This window comes from Salmonella sp. 32020114201800008SM, from assembly GCF_017572025.1.
GTDB classification, from domain to species: domain Bacteria; phylum Pseudomonadota; class Gammaproteobacteria; order Enterobacterales; family Enterobacteriaceae; genus Salmonella; species Salmonella enterica.
On the sequence record NZ_JAGEQM010000003.1, the window covers coordinates 195,799 to 220,545 of the forward strand.

Annotated in this window: 23 protein-coding genes; 15 read left to right on the forward strand and 8 right to left on the reverse strand. The window is 53.0% G+C overall.

What is annotated here, in order from left to right:
* Positions 1–35 precede the first annotated feature (35 nt).
* Together J4613_RS10250 and mntR are read right to left on the reverse strand one after the other, a co-directional pair.
* A complete protein-coding gene (locus J4613_RS10250) occupies positions 36–1,148 on the reverse strand; it encodes an anion transporter (RefSeq protein ID WP_080181022.1) in 1,113 nt (370 codons plus the stop codon).
* Positions 1,145–1,618, reverse strand: a complete 474-nt coding sequence (gene mntR, locus J4613_RS10255; RefSeq protein ID WP_000533542.1) for a manganese-binding transcriptional regulator MntR — start codon at positions 1,616–1,618, stop codon at positions 1,145–1,147. Before mntR ends, J4613_RS10250 begins: the two co-directional genes overlap by 4 nt.
* Positions 1,619–1,803: 185 nt before the next feature.
* Here mntR and mntS point away from each other — a divergent pair, with 185 nt between their 5' ends.
* The gene (gene mntS, locus J4613_RS10260; RefSeq protein WP_001001755.1) at positions 1,804–1,932 is read left to right on the forward strand and encodes a manganase accumulation protein MntS; all 129 of its coding nucleotides are present in this window, start codon (positions 1,804–1,806) and stop codon (positions 1,930–1,932) included.
* A gap of 264 nt (positions 1,933–2,196) precedes the next feature.
* Positions 2,197–3,777: a phosphoethanolamine transferase gene (locus tag J4613_RS10265; RefSeq protein WP_111742401.1), complete on the forward strand. Its 1,581-nt coding sequence runs from the start codon at positions 2,197–2,199 to the stop codon at positions 3,775–3,777.
* 62 nt (positions 3,778–3,839) lie between these two features.
* Here the strand turns inward: J4613_RS10265 and ompX are convergent, their stop codons facing one another.
* On the reverse strand, positions 3,840–4,355 hold the full coding sequence (gene ompX, locus J4613_RS10270; protein ID WP_000716763.1) for an outer membrane protein OmpX: 516 nt from the start codon (positions 4,353–4,355) through the stop codon (positions 3,840–3,842).
* A 353-nt stretch (positions 4,356–4,708) separates the two neighbouring features.
* Here ompX and rhtA point away from each other — a divergent pair, with 353 nt between their 5' ends.
* The 6 genes from rhtA (at position 4,709) to ybiO (ending at position 11,488) form a co-directional block, all read left to right on the forward strand.
* A complete protein-coding gene (gene rhtA / locus J4613_RS10275; protein ID WP_001119555.1) occupies positions 4,709–5,596 on the forward strand; it encodes a threonine/homoserine exporter RhtA in 888 nt (295 codons plus the stop codon).
* A 302-nt stretch (positions 5,597–5,898) separates the two neighbouring features.
* Positions 5,899–6,402, forward strand: a complete 504-nt coding sequence (gene dps / locus J4613_RS10280) for a DNA starvation/stationary phase protection protein Dps (RefSeq protein WP_000100805.1) — start codon at positions 5,899–5,901, stop codon at positions 6,400–6,402.
* A 476-nt stretch (positions 6,403–6,878) separates the two neighbouring features.
* Positions 6,879–7,625 carry a glutamine ABC transporter substrate-binding protein GlnH gene (glnH, locus tag J4613_RS10285; protein ID WP_000838671.1) on the forward strand — a complete coding sequence of 249 codons (747 nt, stop codon included), beginning with the start codon at positions 6,879–6,881 and terminating at the stop codon, positions 7,623–7,625.
* Between the two features lie 143 nt (positions 7,626–7,768).
* Positions 7,769–8,428: a glutamine ABC transporter permease GlnP gene (glnP, locus tag J4613_RS10290; RefSeq protein ID WP_001159076.1), complete on the forward strand. Its 660-nt coding sequence runs from the start codon at positions 7,769–7,771 to the stop codon at positions 8,426–8,428.
* Positions 8,425–9,147 (forward strand): glutamine ABC transporter ATP-binding protein GlnQ, encoded by a 723-nt coding sequence (glnQ, locus tag J4613_RS10295; protein WP_000569093.1) that lies wholly within the window; start codon positions 8,425–8,427, stop codon positions 9,145–9,147. The genes glnP and glnQ overlap by 4 nt, the downstream gene beginning before the upstream one ends.
* Positions 9,148–9,265: 118 nt before the next feature.
* Positions 9,266–11,488 carry a mechanosensitive channel protein gene (gene ybiO, locus J4613_RS10300; RefSeq protein ID WP_001267722.1) on the forward strand — a complete coding sequence of 741 codons (2,223 nt, stop codon included), beginning with the start codon at positions 9,266–9,268 and terminating at the stop codon, positions 11,486–11,488.
* On the opposite strand, the gene rlmF is transcribed toward ybiO, so the two are convergent.
* Positions 11,485–12,411 (reverse strand): 23S rRNA (adenine(1618)-N(6))-methyltransferase RlmF, encoded by a 927-nt coding sequence (gene rlmF / locus J4613_RS10305; protein ID WP_001275965.1) that lies wholly within the window; start codon positions 12,409–12,411, stop codon positions 11,485–11,487. The genes ybiO and rlmF overlap by 4 nt on opposite strands.
* Positions 12,412–12,615: 204 nt before the next feature.
* Here rlmF and J4613_RS10310 point away from each other — a divergent pair, with 204 nt between their 5' ends.
* Both J4613_RS10310 and ybiJ read left to right on the forward strand, forming a co-directional pair.
* Positions 12,616–12,882 carry a DksA/TraR family C4-type zinc finger protein gene (locus tag J4613_RS10310; protein ID WP_000146330.1) on the forward strand — a complete coding sequence of 89 codons (267 nt, stop codon included), beginning with the start codon at positions 12,616–12,618 and terminating at the stop codon, positions 12,880–12,882.
* A gap of 284 nt (positions 12,883–13,166) precedes the next feature.
* Positions 13,167–13,427, forward strand: coding sequence for a DUF1471 family protein YbiJ (gene ybiJ / locus J4613_RS10315; RefSeq protein WP_000849089.1), 261 nt, complete (start codon positions 13,167–13,169; stop codon positions 13,425–13,427).
* Positions 13,428–13,582: 155 nt separating this feature from the next.
* Here the strand turns inward: ybiJ and ybiB are convergent, their stop codons facing one another.
* The 3 genes from ybiB to rhlE all read right to left on the reverse strand — a co-directional run bounded on the left by ybiB (position 13,583) and on the right by rhlE (position 18,303).
* Positions 13,583–14,557 carry a DNA-binding protein YbiB gene (gene ybiB / locus J4613_RS10320; protein WP_000386477.1) on the reverse strand — a complete coding sequence of 325 codons (975 nt, stop codon included), beginning with the start codon at positions 14,555–14,557 and terminating at the stop codon, positions 13,583–13,585.
* Between the two features lie 29 nt (positions 14,558–14,586).
* Complete coding sequence (gene dinG / locus J4613_RS10325; protein ID WP_001218630.1) at positions 14,587–16,731, reverse strand: ATP-dependent DNA helicase DinG; 2,145 nt, start codon at positions 16,729–16,731, stop codon at positions 14,587–14,589.
* Between the two features lie 207 nt (positions 16,732–16,938).
* On the reverse strand, positions 16,939–18,303 hold the full coding sequence (gene rhlE / locus J4613_RS10330; RefSeq protein ID WP_080192231.1) for an ATP-dependent RNA helicase RhlE: 1,365 nt from the start codon (positions 18,301–18,303) through the stop codon (positions 16,939–16,941).
* 229 nt (positions 18,304–18,532) lie between these two features.
* Between rhlE and cecR the strand changes: the two genes are divergently transcribed.
* From cecR to J4613_RS10355, 5 genes are all read left to right on the forward strand, one after another.
* On the forward strand, positions 18,533–19,207 hold the full coding sequence (gene cecR, locus J4613_RS10335; protein ID WP_001025254.1) for a transcriptional regulator CecR: 675 nt from the start codon (positions 18,533–18,535) through the stop codon (positions 19,205–19,207).
* On the forward strand, positions 19,207–20,202 hold the full coding sequence (hlyD, locus tag J4613_RS10340) for a secretion protein HlyD (protein ID WP_000743431.1): 996 nt from the start codon (positions 19,207–19,209) through the stop codon (positions 20,200–20,202). The genes cecR and hlyD overlap by 1 nt, the downstream gene beginning before the upstream one ends.
* The gene (locus J4613_RS10345; protein WP_001287612.1) at positions 20,195–21,931 is read left to right on the forward strand and encodes an ATP-binding cassette domain-containing protein; all 1,737 of its coding nucleotides are present in this window, start codon (positions 20,195–20,197) and stop codon (positions 21,929–21,931) included. Before hlyD ends, J4613_RS10345 begins: the two co-directional genes overlap by 8 nt.
* Positions 21,924–23,054, forward strand: coding sequence for an ABC transporter permease (locus tag J4613_RS10350; RefSeq protein WP_000045765.1), 1,131 nt, complete (start codon positions 21,924–21,926; stop codon positions 23,052–23,054). The genes J4613_RS10345 and J4613_RS10350 overlap by 8 nt, the downstream gene beginning before the upstream one ends.
* A gap of 115 nt (positions 23,055–23,169) precedes the next feature.
* Positions 23,170–24,276 (forward strand): ABC transporter permease, encoded by a 1,107-nt coding sequence (locus J4613_RS10355; protein ID WP_000469050.1) that lies wholly within the window; start codon positions 23,170–23,172, stop codon positions 24,274–24,276.
* On the opposite strand, the gene J4613_RS10360 is transcribed toward J4613_RS10355, so the two are convergent.
* A complete protein-coding gene (locus tag J4613_RS10360; RefSeq protein WP_000871970.1) occupies positions 24,238–24,648 on the reverse strand; it encodes a YbhQ family protein in 411 nt (136 codons plus the stop codon). The two genes, J4613_RS10355 and J4613_RS10360, sit on opposite strands and share 39 nt — an antisense overlap.
* Between the last annotated feature and the right edge of the window lie 99 nt (positions 24,649–24,747).

A 24,747-nucleotide genomic window follows, 5' to 3' on the forward strand; every position in this document is an offset into this window, starting at 1 on the left:
GCCTGCGAAGCCCGATAGATACTATCGGGCTTCTCTTACGGCACCAGTTGCAATAATCCATATCCCACCAGCGCCGCCCATGCCAGCATCGGCAACGAATAGAAATGAAATCGCCACCAGATTCGGCGATCGTTCGCCATCCGTAAAGCAATAAGATTTGCCAGCGACCCCGGCAGCAGACCAAACCCGCCGATATTCACCGCCCACGCCAGCAGCGTCGAGGCCGGTACATAGTTCAGCAGGAGAATGGTACTGGGCACATTACTGATAACCTGAGACAAGCCGATAGCGGTTAGCCAAAGTCCCAGGTGAGACAGTGCGCCAACCTGGTTGAAAACGCCCTGCAACGCCGGCAATTGCGTTAGCAGATGGACATCAATAAACATCGCCATAAATACCAGCAGCAGCGTCCAGTCCACGCTGACTATCACCCTGCGCGCCAGCACAATAAACCCAGCCGCCACCAACACCAGTCCCCATAACTCTTGCCTGAGCTCCAGCGCGGTAAGAAAAACGACATATAATGCCAGGCAACTCCACACCAGACGGGGCTGCCACTGCGGCGAACGCGTACCGGTATGATACTGTAACGCCCTACCCGGAAAACAAAACCAGCACAGGAGCAGTAACGTCAGCATCATCATGACGGCAAGCGGCGCCATTTGCCCGCTAAATTCAGCAAAGGTTAAGCCGGAGCGTCCCCACAACAGAATATTTTGCGGATTACCGACAGGCGTCAGCAGCGAACCAGCGTTCACCGCCAACGCTTCAAAAATAATCAATCGGTTGACCGGAATCGCGCACAGTTTTTTTAACGTTATCGTCAGCGGCACAACGATAAACAGCGCGACATCGTTTGTCAGAAAGGTCGACAGCGCCGCCGCAGCCAGCACCAGGAACATCGCCAGTTGCCGCTCGGTATGAAATCGGCGCGTCATCTTGCGTCCCAGCACATCAAAATAGCCGCTCAGCTCAACGCCTTTAGTGAGCAACATTAACCCACTGAGGGTAATAATGGTGTGCCAGTCAATCGCGCCAGGCCAGGCGCGGGGCGCAAAAGGAACAAACAGGCTTAACGCCATCCCCACAATGATCAACAACTGAAAAAAACGGTCACGCCGCAGCGCCCGTAAAAAGGCCAGACTCATTCTGCAGATGTTCCATGCTGTTGCGTGAAGGCCAAAAAGGCATCCAATGTCTCCTGGCTGACATGGTGTTCCATCCCTTCCGCATCACGACGCGCGATCTCCGGACTTACGCCTAATACCAGTAAAAAATTTTCGACAATTTGGTGCCGCTCGCGGCTTTCCTGCGCCAGCTTCTCCCCTTCCGGCGTCAGAAAAACGCCGCGCCAGGGGATCATTTGAATAAATCCTAACGATGCCAGGCGCTTAAGCATTTTGGCCACAGTCGGCTGGGAGACGCCGAGCCGCGCCGCCATATCCACCTGACGCGCTTCCCCTACCTCAATAATTAAATCGGAAATCAGCTCAACGTAGTCGTCTATCAACTCACGGCGATGCGCCTCTCTGACCTGACGAAATCCTTCAACGTGTTCTTCTACGTTCACCAATTGCGTCACTTTTTTTGTTGTTGGCGTACCTGCGCGACGACCCATTTTGCTTCCTCGTTTCTGTGACGCGTTAACGCGTCAGCTGACAGAGCGCTCATTGTAAACCAGAGTTGTCCGGGCACAAAAAATTAACGTTTTAGCAATAGCTATAAAACATAGCCTGTGCTATATCTGTATGTAATGCAGACATCCCTCACGGATCGATGGGATAGAAACATCAGGAGGTTTATATGAACGAATTTAAGAGGTGTATACGCGTGTTCAGTCACTCTCCCTTTAAAGTCCGGTTAATGCTGCTCTCTATGTTGTGCGATATGATCAACGGCAAACCGGAGCAGGATAACCCTTCCACGAAATAACGCGGCGGTGCGGTACGCCGCTTTATTTTGCATCCTCAACGGAAATGGCGCCCATTTCCCCTGTTTTTTTGTGGTTTTGCTATTCTCTTCGCAAAACATTTTCTTTCCGGCGGTTGACCTTCTTACCCGCACGCTCTATCTTCTGGCAGCCCTGAATATTTTGCGACTCGCCGTTGCGAACCCAATACCTTTTTTACGCATAATCAGGCAGGTAATGACCCTTCGCGCCAGGGTTAGCACATGGCGTTTTTGCAATAGTGGCATATGAATTCAACCCTTATCGATTCACTTCTGGCCCGTCGTCGGGCTGTAAGCCCGTGGGCGGGCCTCTACTTTTTACAGTCGCTGCTGATTAACCTCGCGCTCGGCTACCCCTTTAGCCTGCTTTATACCGCGGCGTTTACCTGCCTGTTGCTGTTGCTCTGGCGCTACCTGCCCCGCGGACAAAAAGCGCTGCTCGGCATCTGTTCGCTGGTAGCCGCTTGCTATTTTCCCTTTGGCCAGGCTTACGGCGCGCCGAACTTTAATACGCTGCTGGCGCTGCACTCCACCAATATGGAAGAGTCGAGCGAAATCCTGACCATCTTCCCGTGGTATAGCTACCTGACCGGACTTTTTATTTTTGCGCTGGGTATTATTGCGCTTCGCCGCCGAAAAGAAGAGGTCAGGCCGCGCTGGAATAGCCTCGACAGCCTGTGCCTGCTGATCAGCGTAGCGGCATTTTTCGTCGCGCCGGTACAAAATCTGGCCTGGGGCGGCGTTTTTAAGGTTATTGATACCGGCTATCCGGTTTTTCGCTTCGCCAAAGACGTTATCGTCAATAACAACGAAGTCATTGAAGAGCAGCACCGTATGGCGCAGCTATCCGGCATAAAAGATAGCTGGACGGTTACTGCGGTGAAACCCAGATATCACATCTATGTCGTGGTGATTGGTGAAAGCGCGCGACGGGATGCCATGGGCGCTTTCGGCGGCCACTGGGATAATACCCCCTTCGCCAGCCATGTGAATGGCGACTTCTTTATGGATTACATCGCCGCCAGCGGCTCAACGCAAAAATCGCTCGGTTTAACGCTCAATCGCGTGGTGGATAACAAACCGCAGTATCAGGATAATTTCGTCACGCTGGCTAACCGCGCCGGTTTTCAGACATGGTGGTTTTCCAATCAGGGGCAAATCGGCGAATACGACACGGCCATCGCCAGTATCGCCAAACGCGCCGATGAAGCGCATTTCCTGAAAAACGGCGATTTTGAAGCGGATAAAAATACTCGCGACGAAGCGCTGTTAACCATGACGGCGCAGGTATTGGCGACAGAACGCACGCAACCGCAGTTGATTGTGTTGCATTTAATGGGGTCGCATCCCCAGGCCTGCGACCGTACTCAGGGAAAATACGCGACGTTTGTCCAGTCGAAAGAGACGTCTTGTTATTTATACACCATGACGCAAACCGACAATTTGCTCCGTCAGCTCTATACTCAGCTTCGTCATAGCGGCGACAGTTTTTCGCTCGTCTATTTCTCCGATCACGGGCTGGCGTTTAAAGAGCGCGGCAAAGCGGTACAGTACCTGGCGCATGACGACAAATTCCAGCAAAACTTCCAGGTGCCGTTTATGGTGCTATCCAGCGACAGTAAAGCGCATCGGATCATTAAAGCTCGCCGTTCCGCGAACGATTTCCTGAGTTTTTTCTCGCAATGGACAGGAATTAGCGCTAAAGAGATCAAAAATCGCTATCGATTTATTTCGGAGCAGAAAGCCGGGCCCGTTTATATCACCAATTTCAAATTACAAAAAGTGGACTATAACCATCTGGGCAGCGATATTTTTTCACTAAAATAATGCACGTTTCAGGCAAAAAAAATCCGCCCCGAAAGGCGGATTTTTCATTTTCACCGACGTGATTAGAAGCGGTAACCTACGCCAGCAATCCAGGTGCCAACGTCAACGCTACGAATACGGCTCTGCTCGTAAGAGAAGTCCAGAGCAACATTTTCCATCGGGTTGAATTGCAGACCAGCGCCATAGGAGAAGCCATAATCGCTGGTGTCATGTTTATAGGTTGGGTAATCGGTCGTCTGGAATTTACCGTAACCCACACCGACTACACCGTAGATGCTCGCCCAATCGTTCAGACGGTAAGCCGGGCCGGCAGTGATGCCGTAGTACTGACCTTTGTTGTAATCGCCCGCACCGTTAGTACGATCTTTTTCGGTGTAGGTGAAGGAACCGATTACGCCCAGCGGGTTGTCGTCCTGCTCGTAACGATACTTCAGGTTGAAACCGCTCATTTTATTCGCTACGCCCTGCGCGTCGCTCTGAGCGTAACCACCGGTAACGGTAGAAGTAGCAGCTACTGCAGTACCTGCGGAAAAAGCCAGAACAGCGGCCAGTGCTGAAAGACATGCAATTTTTTTCATAACCACCTCAAATGTGCTTCAAGTAAGTCCTAAGTTTTAAATATATCAAAAATTAATGGGAAACTCTTTGCGATTCACGGTGTCTAAGGGCGCCTTTCATGTAACAGAACGTTTCCATATCGCGCTATCTTATTCAATTAACATCACTTTTCCGGCTGATTGCACCAATAATGCGCGTGCGACGCGATACATTCATCCAGATTATTCCTAAACTAACAGTCTATTTATCCATCAATTTAAGTTCATTTTATGGAATCCTGGAAATTTTTTTTCAACAAATCCTCAACCGCCGCGGGGAATTTCCATTACACTGCCACCTTTACTCGTACTGACATTTTTTGACAGGAGAAAGGATGCCGGGGTCAACACGTAAACTACCAGTCTGGTTGCCCATTTTGGTTTTGCTCATTGCCATGTCCTCTATTCAGAGTGGCGCTTCACTGGCAAAATCGTTATTTCCTCTTGTCGGCGCGCCGGGTGTAACGGCGCTTCGTCTGGCGTTGGGAACGCTTATCCTTATCGCCTTTTTCAAACCCTGGCGTTTGCGTTTTGCCAAAGAGCAGCGGCTGCCTTTACTGTTTTATGGTCTGTCGCTGGGCGGGATGAACTATCTATTTTATCTGTCGATTCAAACGGTGCCGTTGGGTATTGCGGTCGCGCTGGAATTTACCGGTCCTCTGGCGGTCGCGCTGTTTTCATCCCGGCGGCCGGTAGATTTTATTTGGGTCGTACTGGCTGTGCTTGGACTCTGGTTCCTGCTGCCATTAGGACAAGATATGTCTCACGTCGATCTTACCGGGGCCGCGTTAGCGCTCGGCGCTGGCGCCTGTTGGGCTGTCTATATTCTTACCGGCCAGCGAGCAGGCGCGGAACATGGTCCGGCCACGGTGGCGGTAGGCTCGCTGATTGCCGCCATCATTTTCGTGCCGATTGGCGCAGTTCAGGCTGGCGATGCGCTATGGCACTGGTCGATTCTTCCCTTAGGGTTAGCGGTCGCTGTGCTTTCTACGGCGCTGCCTTATTCACTGGAAATGATTGCGCTGACGCGCCTGCCAACCCGCACCTTCGGTACGCTGATGAGCATGGAACCCGCGCTGGCCGCCGTTTCCGGGATGATTTTTCTGGGCGAAACGCTTACGGGCATACAAATCATGGCCCTGTGCGCCATCATTGCCGCCTCAATGGGTTCTACCCTAACGATTCGACGCGAACCGCAAATTAAACAAGTTGACGTAAAATAGTTTCTTATTCTGCATGATGTGCATAATCATGCAGAATATCACCTCGTTATTCACCTTTTATTATTGCGCTATTACTTCGTCATTTTTTGTCATATTTTTTCTCATTTTTTACATTAAAATGAGAATTATTACCCACCAAACAGCAAACTCGTCTAACCAGTTGATTTTTAATCAAAATAAATATTAAATCTTGTCTGTACTATTAAAGTGATAGGTAAATTCAAAAAAGCAAAGTTAAAAACCGGTGCTATACTTATTTTCGTTAATTACCTGGGACACAAACATCAAGAGGATATGAGATTATGAGTACCGCTAAACTGGTAAAAACAAAAGCGTCTAATCTGCTTTATACCCGTAACGATGTATCAGAGAGCGATAAAAAAGCGACGGTTGAGTTGCTTAATCGTCAGGTGATCCAGTTCATTGACCTGTCGCTGATCACGAAACAGGCCCACTGGAACATGCGCGGTGCTAACTTTATTGCCGTTCATGAGATGCTGGATGGCTTCCGTACCGCACTGACCGATCATCTGGATACTATGGCCGAGCGCGCCGTACAGCTTGGCGGTGTGGCGTTAGGCACCACGCAAGTTATCAACAGCAAAACTCCACTGAAAAGCTATCCGCTCGACATCCATAACGTGCAGGATCACTTAAAAGAACTGGCCGATCGCTACGCTGTTGTCGCTAATGATGTTCGCAAAGCTATCGGTGAAGCCAAAGATGAAGACACTGCCGATATCTTTACCGCCGCATCACGCGACCTCGATAAATTCCTGTGGTTTATCGAATCCAACATCGAATAAATCTATCTCTACCCTGAATACTTCGAGTTGCAGGAAGGTACAAACGCAGCGAATCCGCAGAAGCCTGACTTCCGTCGGTAACTGAAGCGAACGCACCTGCAACTTGATGTACACAGGTATATAAGTCATCCCTATACCCCTGCCTGGCACAGGGGTTTTGCACTTAAATAGTGCACACGTCTTGTACTCCCCTCCGATAAAAGTGAATTATTTGTAATAATTACATCACACAATCGTTAATTAAAGATTGTTTTAACAACAATTTTTACGCTAAATAGACCCTGTATCTCTACTTTGTTATTCATGCACTAAATCAGTGCCCCAAAACAGTGCGGCATACTGGTTTTGCCCGACTTATTGTGCACAGGAATGATTGACGCTTCTGTTAAAACAATGAGTTACATAATTGGCATGATTTTTTCATTACGCTACATGTTCTCGCAGGGGATCGCCCCGTGGATAGAAAAGGAAATGCTATGAAGTCTCTATTAAAAGTTTCACTGGCTGCACTTACCCTGGCTTTTGCGGTGTCTTCGCACGCTGCGGATAAGAAACTCGTGGTGGCAACCGATACGGCGTTCGTTCCGTTTGAATTTAAACAGGGCGACAAATACGTCGGTTTTGATGTTGATCTGTGGGACGCTATCGCGAAAGAACTGAAGCTGGACTACACCCTGAAACCGATGGATTTCAGCGGCATTATTCCGGCATTACAAACCAAAAATATCGATCTGGCGCTGGCGGGTATTACGATTACGGACGAGCGTAAAAAAGCGATCGACTTTTCCGATGGCTATTACAAAAGCGGTCTGCTCGTGATGGTGAAAGCCAACAATAACGACATTAAAAGCGTTAAAGACCTCGATGGCAAAGTCGTTGCCGTGAAGAGCGGAACCGGGTCGGTGGATTACGCGAAAGCGAATATCAAAACCAAAGACCTGCGTCAGTTCCCGAACATTGATAACGCGTACATGGAATTAGGCACCAACCGCGCAGACGCCGTTCTGCATGATACGCCGAACATCCTGTACTTTATCAAAACCGCAGGCAACGGCCAGTTCAAGGCGGTAGGCGAATCGCTGGAAGCACAGCAATACGGAGTTGCCTTCCCGAAAGGCAGCGATGAACTGCGCGAGAAAGTCAACGGCGCGCTGAAAACGCTGCGTGAGAATGGCACCTATAACGAAATCTACAAAAAATGGTTCGGTACAGAACCTAAATAAAACGACCTGATGTTGGCTTGTGGCCCGGTAGTGAGGACGCTCACCGGGCCTACAGCTCTTTCCGTGACGGATAAGACACTTTCCGCCATTTCCGCGCCGGATAGAGCATTTGACTATTTACACCACGGTAACAGGAACGACATATGCAGTTTGACTGGAGCGCCATCTGGCCCGCCATTCCGCTTTTGCTTGAGGGCGCTAAAATGACCCTGTGGATCTCGGTCCTCGGTCTGGCTGGCGGCCTGGTTATTGGACTGGCGGCAGGTTTTGCCCGTACGTTTGGCGGCTGGTTCGCTAACCACATCGCCCTGGTTTTCATTGAAATTATTCGCGGCACGCCCATCGTTGTCCAGGTCATGTTTATCTACTTTGCCCTGCCGATGGCATTTAATGATTTGCGTATTGATCCGTTCAGCGCAGCGGTCGTGACAATTATGATTAACTCCGGCGCTTATATCGCGGAAATTACTCGCGGCGCAGTACTATCCATTCACAAAGGTTTTCGCGAAGCGGGTCTGGCGCTGGGCCTTTCTCGCCGGGAAACCATCCGCCATGTTATTTTACCGCTTGCTCTGCGCCGTATGCTGCCGCCGCTGGGCAATCAGTGGATCATTAGCATCAAAGACACCTCGTTGTTTATTGTTATCGGCGTAGCCGAGCTGACCCGTCAGGGCCAGGAAATTATTGCCGGTAACTTTCGCGCCCTGGAAATCTGGAGCGCCGTGGCCGTCTTCTATTTGATCATTACGCTGGTGCTGAGCTTTATTTTGCGTCGTCTTGAAAGAAGGATGAAAATCCTGTGATTGAATTTAAAAACGTCTCCAAGCACTTTGGCCCCACCCAGGTGCTACATAACATTGATTTAAACATCCGTCAGGGCGAAGTGGTTGTGATTATCGGCCCTTCCGGTTCGGGTAAATCCACGTTATTACGCTGTATCAATAAACTGGAAGAGATCACCTCCGGCGATCTGATTGTCGATGGTCTGAAAGTCAACGATCCTAAAGTAGACGAACGGCTGATTCGCCAGGAAGCCGGCATGGTGTTTCAACAGTTTTATCTGTTCCCGCATCTGACCGCGCTCGAAAACGTGATGTTCGGTCCTCTGCGCGTGCGCGGCGTAAAGAAAGAAGAAGCGGAAAAACAGGCGAAAGCTCTGTTAGCGAAAGTTGGACTGGCGGAACGGGCGCACCACTACCCCTCCGAGCTTTCCGGCGGTCAACAACAGCGCGTCGCCATTGCCCGAGCGCTGGCAGTGAAGCCGAAAATGATGCTCTTTGACGAGCCAACCTCCGCTCTGGACCCTGAACTACGCCATGAAGTGCTGAAAGTCATGCAGGATCTGGCGGAAGAAGGCATGACCATGGTCATTGTCACTCACGAAATCGGCTTTGCCGAAAAAGTCGCCTCACGGCTGATTTTTATCGATAAAGGCCGTATTGCCGAAGATGGCAGTCCGCAGGCGTTGATCGAAAACCCGCCAAGCCCACGTTTACAGGAATTTTTACAGCACGTCTCCTGAGATATCGCCCTTCCTGCCCTGCGGCAGGGAGGGCATCATAGAATAGTCCCATTTCATTTTCCCTCCCCTGCGCCATCTATACTTAGTGTTTTGCGTCTCTTTTCTCACTGGAGGAGTCATGCGGTGGACCCTGTTCATCCTTTTTTGTCTACTGGGCGCGCCTGCCCATGCGGTCGCCATACCCGGCGTGACCACGGGGACATCAACCAGCCAGCAAGCAGCGCCAGAGCCCAGTTCTGAACAAAAAAAAGCGGCCTATGCGGCCCTGGCTGACGTACTGGAGAACGAGGCTTCACGTAACGAATTGATAGCGCAACTCCGCGAAGCCTCAACCACGCCGCCGACCGAGCCGGCGCCAGCGCTTGTGCCGCCTGCGGCCAAAGATGAGAAAACGGTACTGGAGAACGTCACCACCGTTACCCGTCAGTACGGCGATGCTTTCGCTACCCGTTTCGCCCAGCTTTATCGCAACATCACCGATGCGCCGCACAAGCCATTTAACTCGCAAACCTTCACCAACGCGTTAACCCACTTTTTATTTCTGGCCGCCGCGGTATTTGGTTTTTATAGCGTGATACGGCTTTGCGCCCTGCCGTTATATCGAAAAATGGGCCTGTGGGCGCGCAAGAAAAACCGTGAACGCAGCAACTGGTTACAGCTCCCGGCGATGATCGCCGGCGCGTTTATTATCGACCTGCTGCTACTGGCGCTCACCTTATTTATCGGTCAGATGCTCAGTGATAATTTCCATGCCGGAAGTCGAACTATCGCTTTTCAGCAAAGCCTGTTCCTGAATGCCTTCGCGCTGATAGAGTTCTTTAAAGCGATTCTGCGGCTTATTTTTTGCCCTAATGTACCGGAATTACGCCCATTCGCGATTCAGGATGCGACAGCGCGTTACTGGAATCGCCGTATGAGTTCCCTTAGCAGTTTGATTGGCTACGGGCTAATTGTTGCCGTTCCGATTATTTCCAACCAGGTGAATGTTCAGGTTGGCGCGATGGCGAACGTGGCGATCATGCTCTGCATCACCATCTGGGCGCTGTACCTGATCTTTAAAAACAAAGCGGAGATTACGCAACATTTATTAAGCCTGGCGGAACGATCATTAGCCTTTTTTAGCCTGTTTATCCGCGCCTTTGCGCTGGTGTGGCACTGGCTGGCCAGCGCTTACTTTATCGTGCTGTTTTTCTTCTCGTTATTCGACCCAGGCAATAGCCTGAAGTTTATGATGGGCGCGACTGTGCGCAGTCTGGCGATTATTGGCATCGCGGCGTTTATCTCCGGTATGTTTACCCGCTGGATAGCGAAAACCATCACCCTGTCGCCCCATACGCAGCGCAATTACCCGGAATTACAAAAGCGGCTTAACGGCTGGCTCTCCTCGGCGCTAAAAGTCGCACGCTTTTTGACCGTCTGCGTCGCCGTTATGCTGTTGCTCAACGCCTGGGGATTATTCGATTTCTGGCACTGGCTACATTATGGCGCGGGGGAAAAGATGGTCGATATCCTCATCCGTATCGCGTTAATCTTATTCTTCTCCGCCGTGGGATGGACGATTCTCGCCAGTCTGATTGAGAATCGCCTGGCCTCCGATATTCATGGTCGCCCGCTACCCAGCGCCCGCACGCGCACGCTGCTGACGCTGTTCCGCAATGCGCTGGCAGTGATTATCAGTACCATAACCATCATGATCGTGTTATCGGAAATCGGCGTCAATATCGCGCCATTGCTGGCTGGCGCGGGGGCGTTAGGTCTGGCTATCTCTTTCGGTTCGCAAACCCTGGTGAAAGATATTATCACCGGCGTCTTTATTCAGTTTGAAAACGGGATGAATACCGGCGACTTAGTCACCATAGGCCCGCTGACGGGGACGGTCGAAAGAATGTCGATTCGTTCCGTCGGCGTGCGGCAGGATACCGGGGCATACCATATTATCCCGTGGTCCTCGATCACCACTTTCGCCAACTTTGTGCGCGGTATCGGCTCAGTTGTCGCCAACTATGACGTGGATCGCCATGAGGATGCGGATAAAGCGAATCAGGCGCTGAAAGACGCGGTAACGGCGCTGATGGAGACGGAGGATATTCGCGGGCTGATTATCGGCGAACCCACGTTCGCCGGTATTGTCGGTTTAACGAACACGGCGTTTACTTTACGCGTATCGTTCACCACCCTACCGCTCAAGCAGTGGACGGTGCGTTTTGCCCTTGATAGCCAGGTGAAAAAGCATTTTGATCTGGCCAATGTGCGCGCGCCGGTGCAAACGTACCAGGTTCTGCCCGCCCCCGCCGGCGGCCCGTCGCCTGATTCACTGCCGCCGCGCGAACCGACGATTTAGCGTTTACGGGTGATAAAACGGCGACGCTGGTCGTCACCCATAAAGGTCCAGGCAATAAAGCGGCTTTGCTTTTGCCCCTGGGCCATCTCTTTTTTCACCACTTTCACCGCGCCAGCCTCCGTCAACGCCCGGTAAAGCGGCGGTAAATTCTCGCCGCGCGACACCAACGTCGTAAACCACAACACCTGACGGCGGAAGGTTTGGCTTTCAGCAATCATTTTTTTAATAAAGGCGACTTCGCCGCCTTCACACCATAGCTCCTGCTGTTGACCGCCAAAGTTCAGCGCATCATCTTTATTCTGCCCCAAATTGCGGCGCTTACGCTCGCTGCCCGCGCGGGCTGCGGCGGCGGAGTCGTGAAAAGGCGGGTTACAAAGCGTTGCGTCATAAAATTCATTTTTATGAATAATACCGGTAAAAATGGCCGCCGGATCTTTTTGCCGACGCAGACGAATGGCGCGGCTTAACCCCGTATTAGCCTGAATGATAGCCTGCGCGCTGGACATCGCTGCGTCGCTGACTTCACTACCGGTAAATCGCCAGCCATATTCATGGACGCCGATAAGCGGATAAATACAATTGGCGCCCACGCCCACGTCCAGAATAGTTGCCTGCGCCGGAATACTCCCTGTCGTTTCGCCAAGCAGATCCGCCAGATGATGGATATAATCCGCACGACCAGGCACCGGCGGACATAAAAACCCTGGCGGAATGTCCCAGTGTGTGACGGCATAAAAATGCGCCAGCAATGCCTTATTGAGCGCTTTTACCGCTTGCGGATTAGCAAAATCAACGCTCTGTTCACCGGCGGGCGTGCGGATAAGAAAGGACGTCAATTCCGGCGTGGTCTGACACAGTGCGGCGAGATCATAACGGTGTTGATGGCGGTTGCGCGGGTGTAACCCCGGTTTCTGGGCGGACATGGCATTCTCCTTTTAGCAGCGGCGTAAGATACCCGTATAACGCCACGGGGTAAATATACCACCGCGAATTCCCTGCCTCGCTCGTTTGATCGGCTCTCTGAATGACATTGGCTCTGCTCATGGTCTGAAAAGGCCGCGCGATGCGATTTTTTCGCCTGACGGCGCTACACTTAACCTCAGGTACCCTAAAATCAGGAGAGCGTGATGGCATCCGGCTGGGCAAATGACGACGCAGTGAATGAACAAATCAACAATACCATTGAAGATGCCGTTGCCCGCGCTCGCGGCGAACTTCCCCACGGCGAAAGTCGCGATGAATGCGAATCTTGCGGCGATCCTATCCCTGAAGCGCGGCGTAAAGCCGTGCCGGGCGTTCGGTTATGCATAGCCTGCCAACAGGAGAAAGATTTACATAACGCAACATTTTCAGGATATAATCGTAGAGGTTCAAAAGACAGCCAGTTACGCTGACTTTTCTTTACCGAAACCGCCAGTATTATCCATTCCTTTACGCTCATGCTTTTTAGCGTTCTGCGTCGCAGAATGTGCCGTTAACCTCGACTCTGTAAAGCCAGATGACAAGAAAGGTAAATTCAACCGTTGAATTAATTAATAATCAATAGGTTATTTGTCATTCAAAAATTTTGAGCAAGGCAGTCAATTCTATTCGATTTTATCTTTCGCAAAAAACCGTGATACTCATCACATCGACGGAACATCGTCCCATAAACAGAATAACCTGCGAGAGATTAATCATGAAAACCATTAAATATGCTGTTGCAGCCATCGCGCTTTCCACCCTTTCTTTTGGCGCTTTTGCCGCAGAACCGGTTAGCGCGTCTCAGACGCAAAACCTGCATAAAATCGGCGTAGTATCTGCCGATGGCGCCACCACGCTGGATGGCCTGGAAGCTAAACTGGCTGAAAAAGCCGCCGCTGCTGGCGCAAGCGCTTATAACATCACCTCCGCCGTAGGTAATGACAAAATGAGCGGCACTGCGGTGATTTATAAATAATTTACCTGCCCGCCAGATTTCAGGCTGTAACATCGCTGTTGTTTGAATTCTGACGGGTATTACCCTCGTCTGTTTGCCAACAGACCCACTGCTCCAACCCTCATTAACCCTGTTTGTTACCCTTATTTGCCCGTCCGCCACTGGACGGGCTTTTTTTATTCGCTAAAAGCCTGTTCGACGCGCGCAAGCCCGTCTTCTAACGTCGCCGCCTCTCCCGTCGCAACCAGACAACAGGCCATTTGCGTTTTTAATGATTGCGGCACCGGCTCGTGGCCGGCAAGGCAGCGCTCAATCCAGCGCGCGGTGATTTCAGGATCTTTAGTCGCAGGCAGTGAAAGCGGCTCGTCGTACGTGTCGCTCTGGCGCTCATGCAGTACCTGCACGCCGCGGCTATCAATCAGGCTGATTTGCGGACAGCGTTGCGGGTTGGCATAGACTTCGCCTTCGGTACCATGCATCAGCAAAGCCCGCCCGCCAATGCGGCTAAAAAAGGTCGCCACACGCGGAACATATTCAGGATGAGAAACGCTTGATAAACGCAGCGCGGCATCCTCAGCAAATGGCGTCGCCAGCTTGGCCAGTGAATGCGCGCTGTTACGCACGCCCATCCGCCAGCGCATCGCCAGCTGTTTTTCCAGCGGCGGGCAGAGCGCGCTCACCGGGATAAACACCGGCTGGCGCCCGTCCAGTTTGGCCTGCGCTTGTCCACCGTGTAGGGTGGGGATAATCCCCATCAGCTCAAATATAGTTTCCGTCAGTACGCGGGTCGGATCTTCACTGACGCCGTGTACTACGACTGGGAAGCCCAATTTATGCAGCAGGATAGCCAGCAGCGGCGTTAAATTCGCCTGTTTACGCGCGCCGTTATAGCTGGGAATAACGACCGGCAACGGCCTATCTGCGGGCGGTGTCAGTTTGATGGTATGATTCTGCATGGCCTCATAAAAGCCCAGCATTTCGGCTTCGCCTTCGCCTTTAATACGCAGCGCCATCAATATACTGCCCATTTCCAGGTCGGGGATGTCGCCATTCAGCATTCGGGTATACAAACCGCGCGCGGTATCCAGATCCAGATCGCGGGCGTGATTTTTACCTCGCCCGATCTCTTTGATGATCTTGCGATAATCCATTGAAAGCTCCTTGAAGTGTGCTCACAGCATTAACGCCGTCGGCGGCGTGCAGGTTTTGCTTTTGGTTTTACTATAACGTCTGGCACGGCAGGCTGCTCTATCGGAAAAACAGGTAAGGCATTCAGTAAACGCTGTCCGTAGTTTTTGGTCAACAACCGCTTATCATAAATGACCACTTCTCCCCGACAGGCATGGCTACGGATCAATCGCCCTACCTGCTGAATTAAATTAAAAGACGCGCTTGGTAAGCTTTGTACCTCAAACGGATAACGATTCAGGCTTTTTAGCCATTCGCCTTCGGTGATCACGACCGGGCTGTCGATCGGCGGGAAGGCAATTTTATGGATATGGACCTGCGTCAGCAGCTCGCCTTTAAGATCCAGCCCTTCGGCAAAAGACTGAAGCCCAACCAGCACGCTGCGTTCGCCGCTCTCCACCCGTTTACGGTGCAGCTCTACCAGCCGGTAACGCGGCTGGTCGCCCTGGACCAGGAGGAGTAAGCGCACATCAGCGACATGCTCCAGAAAACGCTGCATCGCCCGCCCGCTGGCGAACAGTACCAGCATACCATGATGTTTTTTGCTCTCCAGTTGCTCACGAAAATAGGCTGCCATTTCGGCAATATGCTGCTCTTCGTTATCAATGGTGGGTTCGTAGCGCATTTGAGGAATCACCAGTTTCCCCTGTTCCACATGATTAAACGGCGAATCCAGCGCCACAAAGCGGTCGCCGGCTTTTTCTTTTAAGCCGCTCATTTCCTGCAGGCGCGAAAAGCTATTGAGCGAGCGCAGTGTCGCCGAGGTGACAATAATGTGCGGTACGCTGCGCCATAACAATCTTTCCAGCTGATCGCTGACGCGGATACCGACACAATGGAACCAGACGTGGAGTTGCCCTTCGCGTATTTCACGCGTCGCCCATTTGGACACCGGCGCGCCTGAAGACTGCGCCATCGAAGCCAGCCGCCATAATTTACTTTGCGCCTCGAACATTCCCAGCGCCCGGTTCATCTGTAAAATCACCCGATGCAAACGCACAATATCGTGCGACCCGGTTTTTTCGCTGAGATCGTTGAGAAAGGATTCCGCCAGCCCACGCAGCGTCTCGGTCAGCTTCGCCAGTCGCTGGCAGATTTCCATGACCTCATCAGGCAACTCACCCATTGCAAAACGGTGCTCCGCCTCCTGCGCTGCGGGCATATACAGATTAAGAATGGCATTGAGCGAGGCGATCAGTTCGTACACCTCCTCGCAATGGGCGTTAAGTCGCTCAGGGTTCGCTAACGGCGGCGTGGTTTTAGGGCGAAATTGCTCCATGCAGGTCGCCACCAGTTTGCTGAACAGATCCAGTTGCAAGCGATACCAGGAGGCGGTAATTTCCGCGCTCATCTCCAGCGCATCGCGAGCGACATCGGGCAGATGATGACCTTCATCCAGTACCAACAGCAGATGCTTTGGTTCCGGCAGTACGGCTTCACTTTCCATCGCCGCCATTACCAGCGCGTGATTCGCCACCACGACTTCCGCTTCCTGTATTTCACGTCGGGCGACAAAGAATGGACATTCGCGGTAATAGTGACAGTTGCGGTTCAGACAACTGGCTTTATCGGTACTTAATCGCCGCCACAGATCGTCGTCAATAGCAATGTCGGTATGATCCCGCAGACCATCCCATTTGTAACCGTCAAGATCCCCTTTCAGCCTGGCGCAGCGCTTTTGCTCTTCCTGGTTGTTAGGCGTCAGTTCATCATCAAGAAAGGCGAGCAGATCCTGCTGCGTAGGCTCGCTACTGGCGAGCGCCGCCAGGTTTCGCGGACACACGTAACGCCCGCGGCCAAAGGCGGCGGTAAAGCGCAGATCGGGGATGATTTTTCGTAGCAGCGGCAAATCCTTGCTAAAGATCTGATCCTGTAACGCCACGTTAGCGGTACTGACCACCAGTGTTTTTTGCTCTTCCCGAGCAATGGCGATACCGGGAATAAGATAGGAGAGGGTTTTCCCGACGCCGGTCGGCGCTTCAATAGCCAGATGTCTCCCTTCTTCCCCGGCCAGCGTTCTGGCGACGTCAGCAATCATCTGCCGCTGCGGCGCACGGGGAATAAAGTCGGGAATCTGGTCCTGAAGCGCCTTATACCAGGCGGCGATTTGCGCTTTCAGCGCAGCGGTCAATGCCATGAGAAAACCTGAAGTACTGTATAAACAGCCACTATTGTGTCACATTTCAGGGGCGGGAAGTACCTTTTTTACCGGTTCTGGAAGGCGGCTCGCAACGCGATGTGTATTTTGCCGGATGACGGTGCAAGCACCTTACCCGGCCTACGTATTTGCATAGTCCGTAGGCCCGGTAAGCGTCGCACTACCGGGCATGTTGCCGGATAAAATTTACTGGGCAGGCGTGATTCTGCGCGGGCGACGCGGCGGACGTGCTTTGTCGCCAGCGGGTTTCCCCTCGCCTGTGCGCGGTTTTGATTTCGCCTTCGCTGCCCCACTATCCTGACGTCGCGGCTGCTGACTGCGCCCCGCACCCCCCTGATTTTGTCCGCGTCCACGACCGCCGCCGCCGCCGCGCTGCTGACGGCCATTCTGAATCGGCTCCGCTTTAATCGACGGGTCCGGCTCATAGCCCGGCGTCGTAATGCGTGGGATCTCTTTTTTCAGCAATTTTTCGATATCACGCAACAGTTTATGCTCGTCAACACAGACCAGCGACAGCGCCTCGCCAGTTGCCGCCGCGCGACCGGTACGGCCAATACGGTGTACATAATCTTCCGGCACGTTCGGCAGTTCATAGTTGACCACGTGCGGCAGCTCTTCAATATCCAGACCACGCGCCGCAATATCCGTCGCCACCAGCACGCGAATATCGCCGGATTTAAAATCGGCCAGCGCGCGGGTACGTGCGCCCTGCGATTTATTACCGTGGATCGCCGCGCTGCGAATACCGTCTTTATTAAGCTGTTCCGCCAGATGGTTCGCGCCATGCTTGGTGCGGGTGAAGACCAACACCTGCTGCCAGTTGCCCTGGCCAATCATCTGCGACAACAGTTCACGTTTGCGTTTTTTATCGACAAAGTGCACGTGCTGCGTCACCTGCTCTGAGGCCGTGTTGCGGCGCGCCACTTCGATTTCCAGCGGGTTGCGCAACAGCTTTTCGGCGAGCGCTTTGATGTCGTCGGAGAACGTGGCGGAGAACAGCAGATTCTGACGCTTCGCCGGCAGTTTCGCCAACACGCGACGGATGTCGTGAATAAAGCCCATATCCAGCATACGGTCGGCTTCATCCAGTACCAGAATCTCAATCTGATCCAGCTTCACGGCATTTTGATGTTCCAGGTCGAGCAGACGTCCCGGCGTCGCCACCAGCACATCCACGCCGCCGCGCAGTTTCATCATCTGCGGATTGATGCTTACGCCGCCAAATACCACCAGCGAGCGAATATTGAGATATTTACTGTAATCTCTGACGTTTTCGCCAATTTGCGCCGCCAGCTCGCGGGTTGGCGTGAGGATCAACGCACGCACCGGGCGACGACCTTTAGCGTGCGGCTGATGGGTAATCAGATGCTGCAACAATGGCAGGGTAAAACCCGCCGTTTTACCGGTTCCGGTCTGGGCGCTGGCCATCAGATCGCGGCCTTCCAGCACGGCGGGAATCGCCTGTTGCTGAATAGGGGTAGGTTCACGGTAACCCTGCTCGGCAATGGCGCGCAGGATATCAGGGTTTAATCCCAGGGAATCAAAAGACATAACTACTCCGGACCGCCCCGACCGTTGCCGGTGTAGTTTTCAGGGAGATGCTCAAATTTGGAATGACAAAAACCACAATGTCATGAAGGGGCGGAGTGTAGCAGTTTTTGTGATGCGGCGCATAAATTATCCCGAAAGGTGGCAAAGACAAATTAATCGACCACACTGGACAAGTGCCATTATGAGTCATAATCTTAATCAATCGATTGATTAATAATTAGGGCGTGTGATGAATATCCCCACCACGACCACCAAGGGCGAGCAGGCGAAAAGTCAGCTCATTGCCGCCGCGCTGGCGCAGTTTGGCGAGTATGGCCTCCATGCCACCACGCGCGATATCGCCGCGCTGGCGGGGCAAAATATTGCCGCCATTACTTACTATTTCGGCTCAAAAGAGGATTTATACCTCGCCTGCGCCCAGTGGATTGCCGATTTTCTTGGCGAAAAATTTCGCCCCCATGCTGAAAAAGCGGAACGTCTGTTTAGCCAGCCTGCCCCTGACCGGGACGCCATACGCGAGCTCATTCTGCTCGCCTGCAAGAACATGATTATGCTGCTGACGCAGGAAGACACCGTTAACCTGAGCAAATTTATTTCACGCGAGCAGCTCTCTCCCACGTCGGCCTATCAATTGGTCCATGAACAGGTTATCGATCCGTTGCACACCCATCTGACAAGATTGGTTGCCGCTTATACCGGCTGCGACGCCAATGATACGCGCATGATTTTGCATACCCATGCCTTACTGGGAGAAGTACTGGCGTTTCGTCTCGGCAAAGAAACTATTCTGTTACGTACCGGCTGGCCGCAGTTTGATGAAGAAAAAGCGGAGCTGATTTACCAGACGGTAACCTGCCACATCGATCTTATTCTGCACGGTTTAACGCAAAGGAGTCTGGACTGATGAAAAAACCTGTCGTTATCGGACTGGCAATCGCAGCGATCGTCGCTGTGATTGCCGGTGGAACCTGGTGGTATCAAAGTCGGCAGGACGATGGGCTGACGCTATACGGTAATGTCGATATCCGTACCGTCAATATCAGCTTTCGCGTCGGCGGCAGGCTGGCGTCGCTGAATGTTGATGAAGGCGATGCCATCAAAGCCGGACAGGTGCTCGGCGAACTGGATCACGCGCCATACGAAAACGCGCTAATGCAGGCGAAAGCTGGCGTGTCGGTCGCGCAGGCGCAATATGATTTGATGCTGGCAGGCTATCGCGATGAAGAGATAGCCCAGGCCGCCGCCGCCGTCAGACAGGCGCAAGCCGCCTATGACTACGCGCAAAACTTTTATAACCGTCAGCAAGGATTGTGGAAAAGCCGCACCATTTCCGCTAACGATCTGGAAAACGCCCGCTCATCGCGCGATCAGGCGCAGGCGACGCTGAAGTCCGCGCAGGATAAACTGAGCCAGTACCGTACCGGTAATCGTGAACAGGATATCGCCCAGGCGAAAGCCAGCCTGGAACAGGCAAAGGCCCAACTGGCGCAGGCGCAGCTTGATTTGCAGGACACCACGCTTATCGCGCCTGCCAACGGAACCTTGCTCACCCGCGCGGTCGAGCCTGGCAGTATGCTGAACGCCGGCAGCACGGTATTAACGCTCTCGCTGACCCGCCCCGTCTGGGTGCGCGCCTATGTCGATGAACGCAACCTCAGTCAGACGCAACCGGGGCGCGACATTCTGTTGTATACCGACGGTCGTCCTGACAAACCTTACCACGGCAAGATTGGTTTCGTTTCGCCCACCGCGGAATTTACGCCGAAAACCGTCGAAACGCCGGATCTGCGTACCGATCTCGTCTATCGCCTGCGCATTATCGTCACCGATGCGGACGATGCGTTACGCCAGGGGATGCCAGTCACGGTGAAATTTAATGACGAGGCACGGCATGAGTGAGGCCGTTATTACGCTGCACGGTCTGACGAAGCGCTTTGCGGGAATGGATAAACCCGCCGTCGCGCCGCTCGACTGTACCATTCATTCCGGTTATGTCACCGGGCTGGTAGGGCCGGACGGCGCAGGAAAAACCACGCTGATGCGTATGCTGGCGGGCCTGCTCAAAGCCGATGGCGGCAACGCGTCAGTATTGGGCTTCGACCCGATACAAAACGACAGCGAGCTGCACGCGGTTCTGGGCTATATGCCGCAGAAATTCGGTCTGTATGAAGATCTTACCGTCATGGAGAACCTTAATCTCTATGCCGATTTACGCAGCGTTACCGGCGAGATACGGGAAAAGACCTTTGCCCGTTTGTTGGAGTTTACCGCCCTCGGCCCTTTCACTGGCCGTCTGGCAGGAAAATTGTCCGGCGGGATGAAGCAAAAACTGGGGCTGGCCTGTACGCTGGTCGGCGAACCGAAAGTGCTGCTGTTGGATGAACCGGGCGTTGGCGTTGACCCGATTTCACGGCGCGAGTTGTGGCAGATGGTCCACGAGCTGGCGGGCGACGGGATGCTAATCCTCTGGAGCACCTCCTACCTCGACGAAGCCGAACAGTGCCGCGATGTGCTGCTGATGAATGAAGGCGAGCTGCTCTATCAGGGCGAACCTAAAGCGCTGACGCAAACGATGGCCGGTCGTAGCTTTCTGATGAGCAGTCCACAGGAAAACAACCGTAAGTTGCTACAGAGAGCGCTCAGACTGCCGCAGGTGAGCGACGGCATGATTCAGGGACGTTCGGTACGCCTGATCCTGAAAAAAGAGGCGACCGCAGCAGATATTCGTCAGGCCGAAGGAATGCCGGAAATCACCCTCAATGAGACCGCGCCGCGCTTCGAAGATGCGTTTATCGATCTGCTTGGCGGAGCGGGAACCTCGGAGTCTCCGCTGGGTTCAATCCTGCATACGGTTGAAGGCACTGCCGGCGAAACGGTGATTGAAGCGCAGGAACTGACGAAAAAATTTGGCGATTTCGCGGCCACGGACCATGTTAATTTCGTCGTACAGCGCGGCGAGATTTTTGGCCTGCTCGGCCCGAACGGCGCGGGTAAATCAACCACCTTTAAAATGATGTGCGGCCTGCTGGTGCCGACGTCCGGCAAGGCGCTGGTGCTGGATATGGACCTGAAAGTCAGCTCCGGCAAAGCCCGTCAGCATCTGGGCTATATGGCGCAAAAATTTTCGCTTTACGGCAACCTGACGGTTGAGCAGAACCTGCGTTTTTTCTCCGGCGTCTACGGTTTGCGGGGCCGCGCGCAAAATGAAAAAATTCAGCGCATGAGTGAAGCGTTTGGTCTGAAAAGCATCGCGTCGCATCCCACCGATGCGCTACCGCTGGGCTTTAAACAGCGACTGGCGCTGGCCTGCTCGCTGATGCACGAACCGGATATTTTATTCCTTGATGAACCAACGTCCGGGGTTGATCCCCTCACCCGCCGTGAATTTTGGCTGCATATTAATAGCATGGTGGAAAAAGGGGTCACGGTAATGGTGACGACCCACTTTATGGATGAGGCGGAATATTGCGATCGCATCGGACTGGTTTATCGCGGGAAGCTTATCGCCAGCGGTACGCCGGACGATCTCAAAGCGCAGGCCGCCGATGAGCAACAGGCCGATCCAACGATGGAGCAGGCCTTTATCACTCTCATCAATGACTGGGATAAGGAGCATACGCATGAGTAAGTCTCTCTCCTGGCGCCGCGTGCGTGCGTTGTGCGTCAAAGAGACGCGCCAGATCGTGCGCGATCCCAGTAGCTGGCTGATTGCGGTGGTGATCCCGCTGCTGTTGCTGTTTATTTTTGGTTACGGTATTAACCTCGACTCCAGCAAGCTGCGGGTGGGGATTCTGCTTGAACAACAAAGCCAGGAGGCGCTGGATTTCACTCATGCGATGACCGGTTCACCCTATATCGACGCGACCATTAGCGATAACCGCCATGAATTAATTGAAAAAATGCAGGCCGGACGCATTCGCGGACTGGTGGTGATTCCGGTGGATTTCGCGCAGCAAATGGCGCGCGACGGTGACAGCGCGCCGATTCAGGTGATTACCGACGGCAGCGAGCCAAACACCGCCAACTTCGTTCAGGGTTATGTGGAAGGCATCTGGCAAATCTGGCAACAGCAGCGGGCGGAAGATCGCGGCGACACCTTTGAACCGCTCATCGACGTCCAGACGCGCTACTGGTTTAACCCGGCGGCGATCAGTCAGCATTTTATCATTCCCGGGGCGGTGACCATTATCATGACGGTAATTGGCGCAATCCTCACCTCGCTGGTCGTTGCCCGCGAATGGGAGCGCGGCACGATGGAGGCACTGCTCTCAACCGAAGTGACGCGTGTTGAACTGCTGCTGTGTAAGCTTATTCCCTATTACTTTCTCGGTATGCTGGCGATGCTGCTCTGTATGCTGGTATCGGTGTTTATTCTCGGCGTGCCGTATCGCGGTTCGCTGGTGATTCTGTTTATCATCACCAGTCTGTTTTTACTGAGTACGCTGGGGATGGGGCTGTTGATTTCCACCATCACTCGCAACCAGTTTAACGCCGCGCAGGTGGCGCTGAACGCCGCGTTTTTGCCTTCGATTATGCTGTCCGGATTTATCTTCCAGATAGACAGTATGCCTGCGGTGATCCGCGCGGTGACCTATATTATTCCGGCGCGCTATTTTGTTAGCACCCTGCAAAGTCTGTTTCTGGCCGGCAATATTCCGGTCGTGTTAGGCGTTAACGTACTGTTTTTAATCGCCTCGGCGGTGATGTTTATTGGCCTGACGTGGCTAAAAACCAAACGACGGCTGGATTAAATATGTGTATGGATAATTGTCGTCGTAGGCCGGATAAGGCGCTCACGCCGCCATCCGGCATTATGCCTGATGCGCTTTGCTTATCAGGCCTACAAACTGGACTGAGAGGACGGGCATGTTTCATCGTTTATGGACGTTAATTCGCAAAGAACTGCAATCGCTTTTACGCGAACCGCAAACGCGCGCGATCCTTATTCTGCCGGTGCTGATTCAGGTCATCCTGTTTCCGTTCGCCGCGACGCTTGAAGTCACTAACGCGACTATCGCCATCTATAACGAAGATAACGGCAAACATTCGGTAGAACTTACCCAGCGCTTTGCCCGCGCGAAAGCGTTTACCCATGTGCTATTGCTGAACAGTCCGCAGGAGATCCAGCCGACTATCGATACGCAAAAAGCGCTGCTGCTGGTACGCTTCCCGGCGGATTTCTCGCGGAATCTGGATACCTTCCAGCCTGCGCCGATGCAACTCATTCTTGATGGACGTAACTCCAACAGCGCGCAAATCGCCGCCAATTATCTGCAACAGATCGTCAAGGAGTATCAGCAGACATTGATGGACGGCAAGCCAAAGCCCAACAATAGCGAACTGGTGGTACGCAACTGGTATAACCCGAATCTGGACTACAAGTGGTTTGTAGTGCCCTCGCTGATCGCCATGATCACCACTATTGGCGTGATGATCGTCACTTCGCTGTCCGTCGCCCGCGAGCGTGAACAAGGCACTCTGGATCAGCTGCTGGTCTCTCCGCTCACCACCTGGCAGATTTTCGTTGGTAAAGCGGTGCCGGCGCTGATTGTCGCGACCTTCCAGGCCACGATCGTGCTGGCTATCGGCATTTGGGCATACCAAATTCCCTTCGCCGGTTCGTTAGCGCTGTTTTATTTCACGATGGTGATTTACGGGCTGTCGCTGGTAGGCTTTGGCTTGCTGATATCATCGCTTTGCGCCACGCAACAGCAGGCGTTTATCGGCGTCTTTGTCTTTATGATGCCGGCGATTTTGCTCTCGGGTTATGTCTCGCCGGTGGAAAATATGCCGGTCTGGCTGCAAAACCTGACGTGGATAAACCCTATCCGCCACTTTACTGATATTACTAAGCAAATTTATCTTAAGGATGCGAGTCTGGGAATTGTCTGGGGAAGTTTGTGGCCGCTACTGGTGATAGCGGCCACCACGGGGTCAGCGGCGTATGCGATGTTTAGACGCAAAGTGATGTAGCTTTTTATCTTTCGCCAGTAGCGAGACCACGGCGGGCCCGGCCAGGATAGCCAGCCCCGCCAGCGCCAGCAAGACATTGTTTTGCAATACGCGGGATAGCAGCCAGAGGACAATCAGCGCGGTGCCGAAGTACCAGGTGGTAGTCAGCTCTTCCAGCACATCCGCCACATCGCGCCAGCGTTGCTCATGATGGCGCTGCAACGCCAGCATCAGCAGTACCGTCACGCCATAAAGCACGCATAATCCCAGGCCGACGCGCACTAATGTGCCGCTCATCCAGCCTATTACCAGCATCGCCACTACCAGTAAATGCAACATAATCTGCCAACAACCGAGGCCGGTTGCGACACGAACGCGTTGTTGCCACTTCATGGCTTTTCTCCTGAAGCATTTTTCTCTCATTATTCAGAGTACCGAACTTTACGGAAAATTCCGTAAGACCGCATCTTTTTGTGACGACGACTACACTAT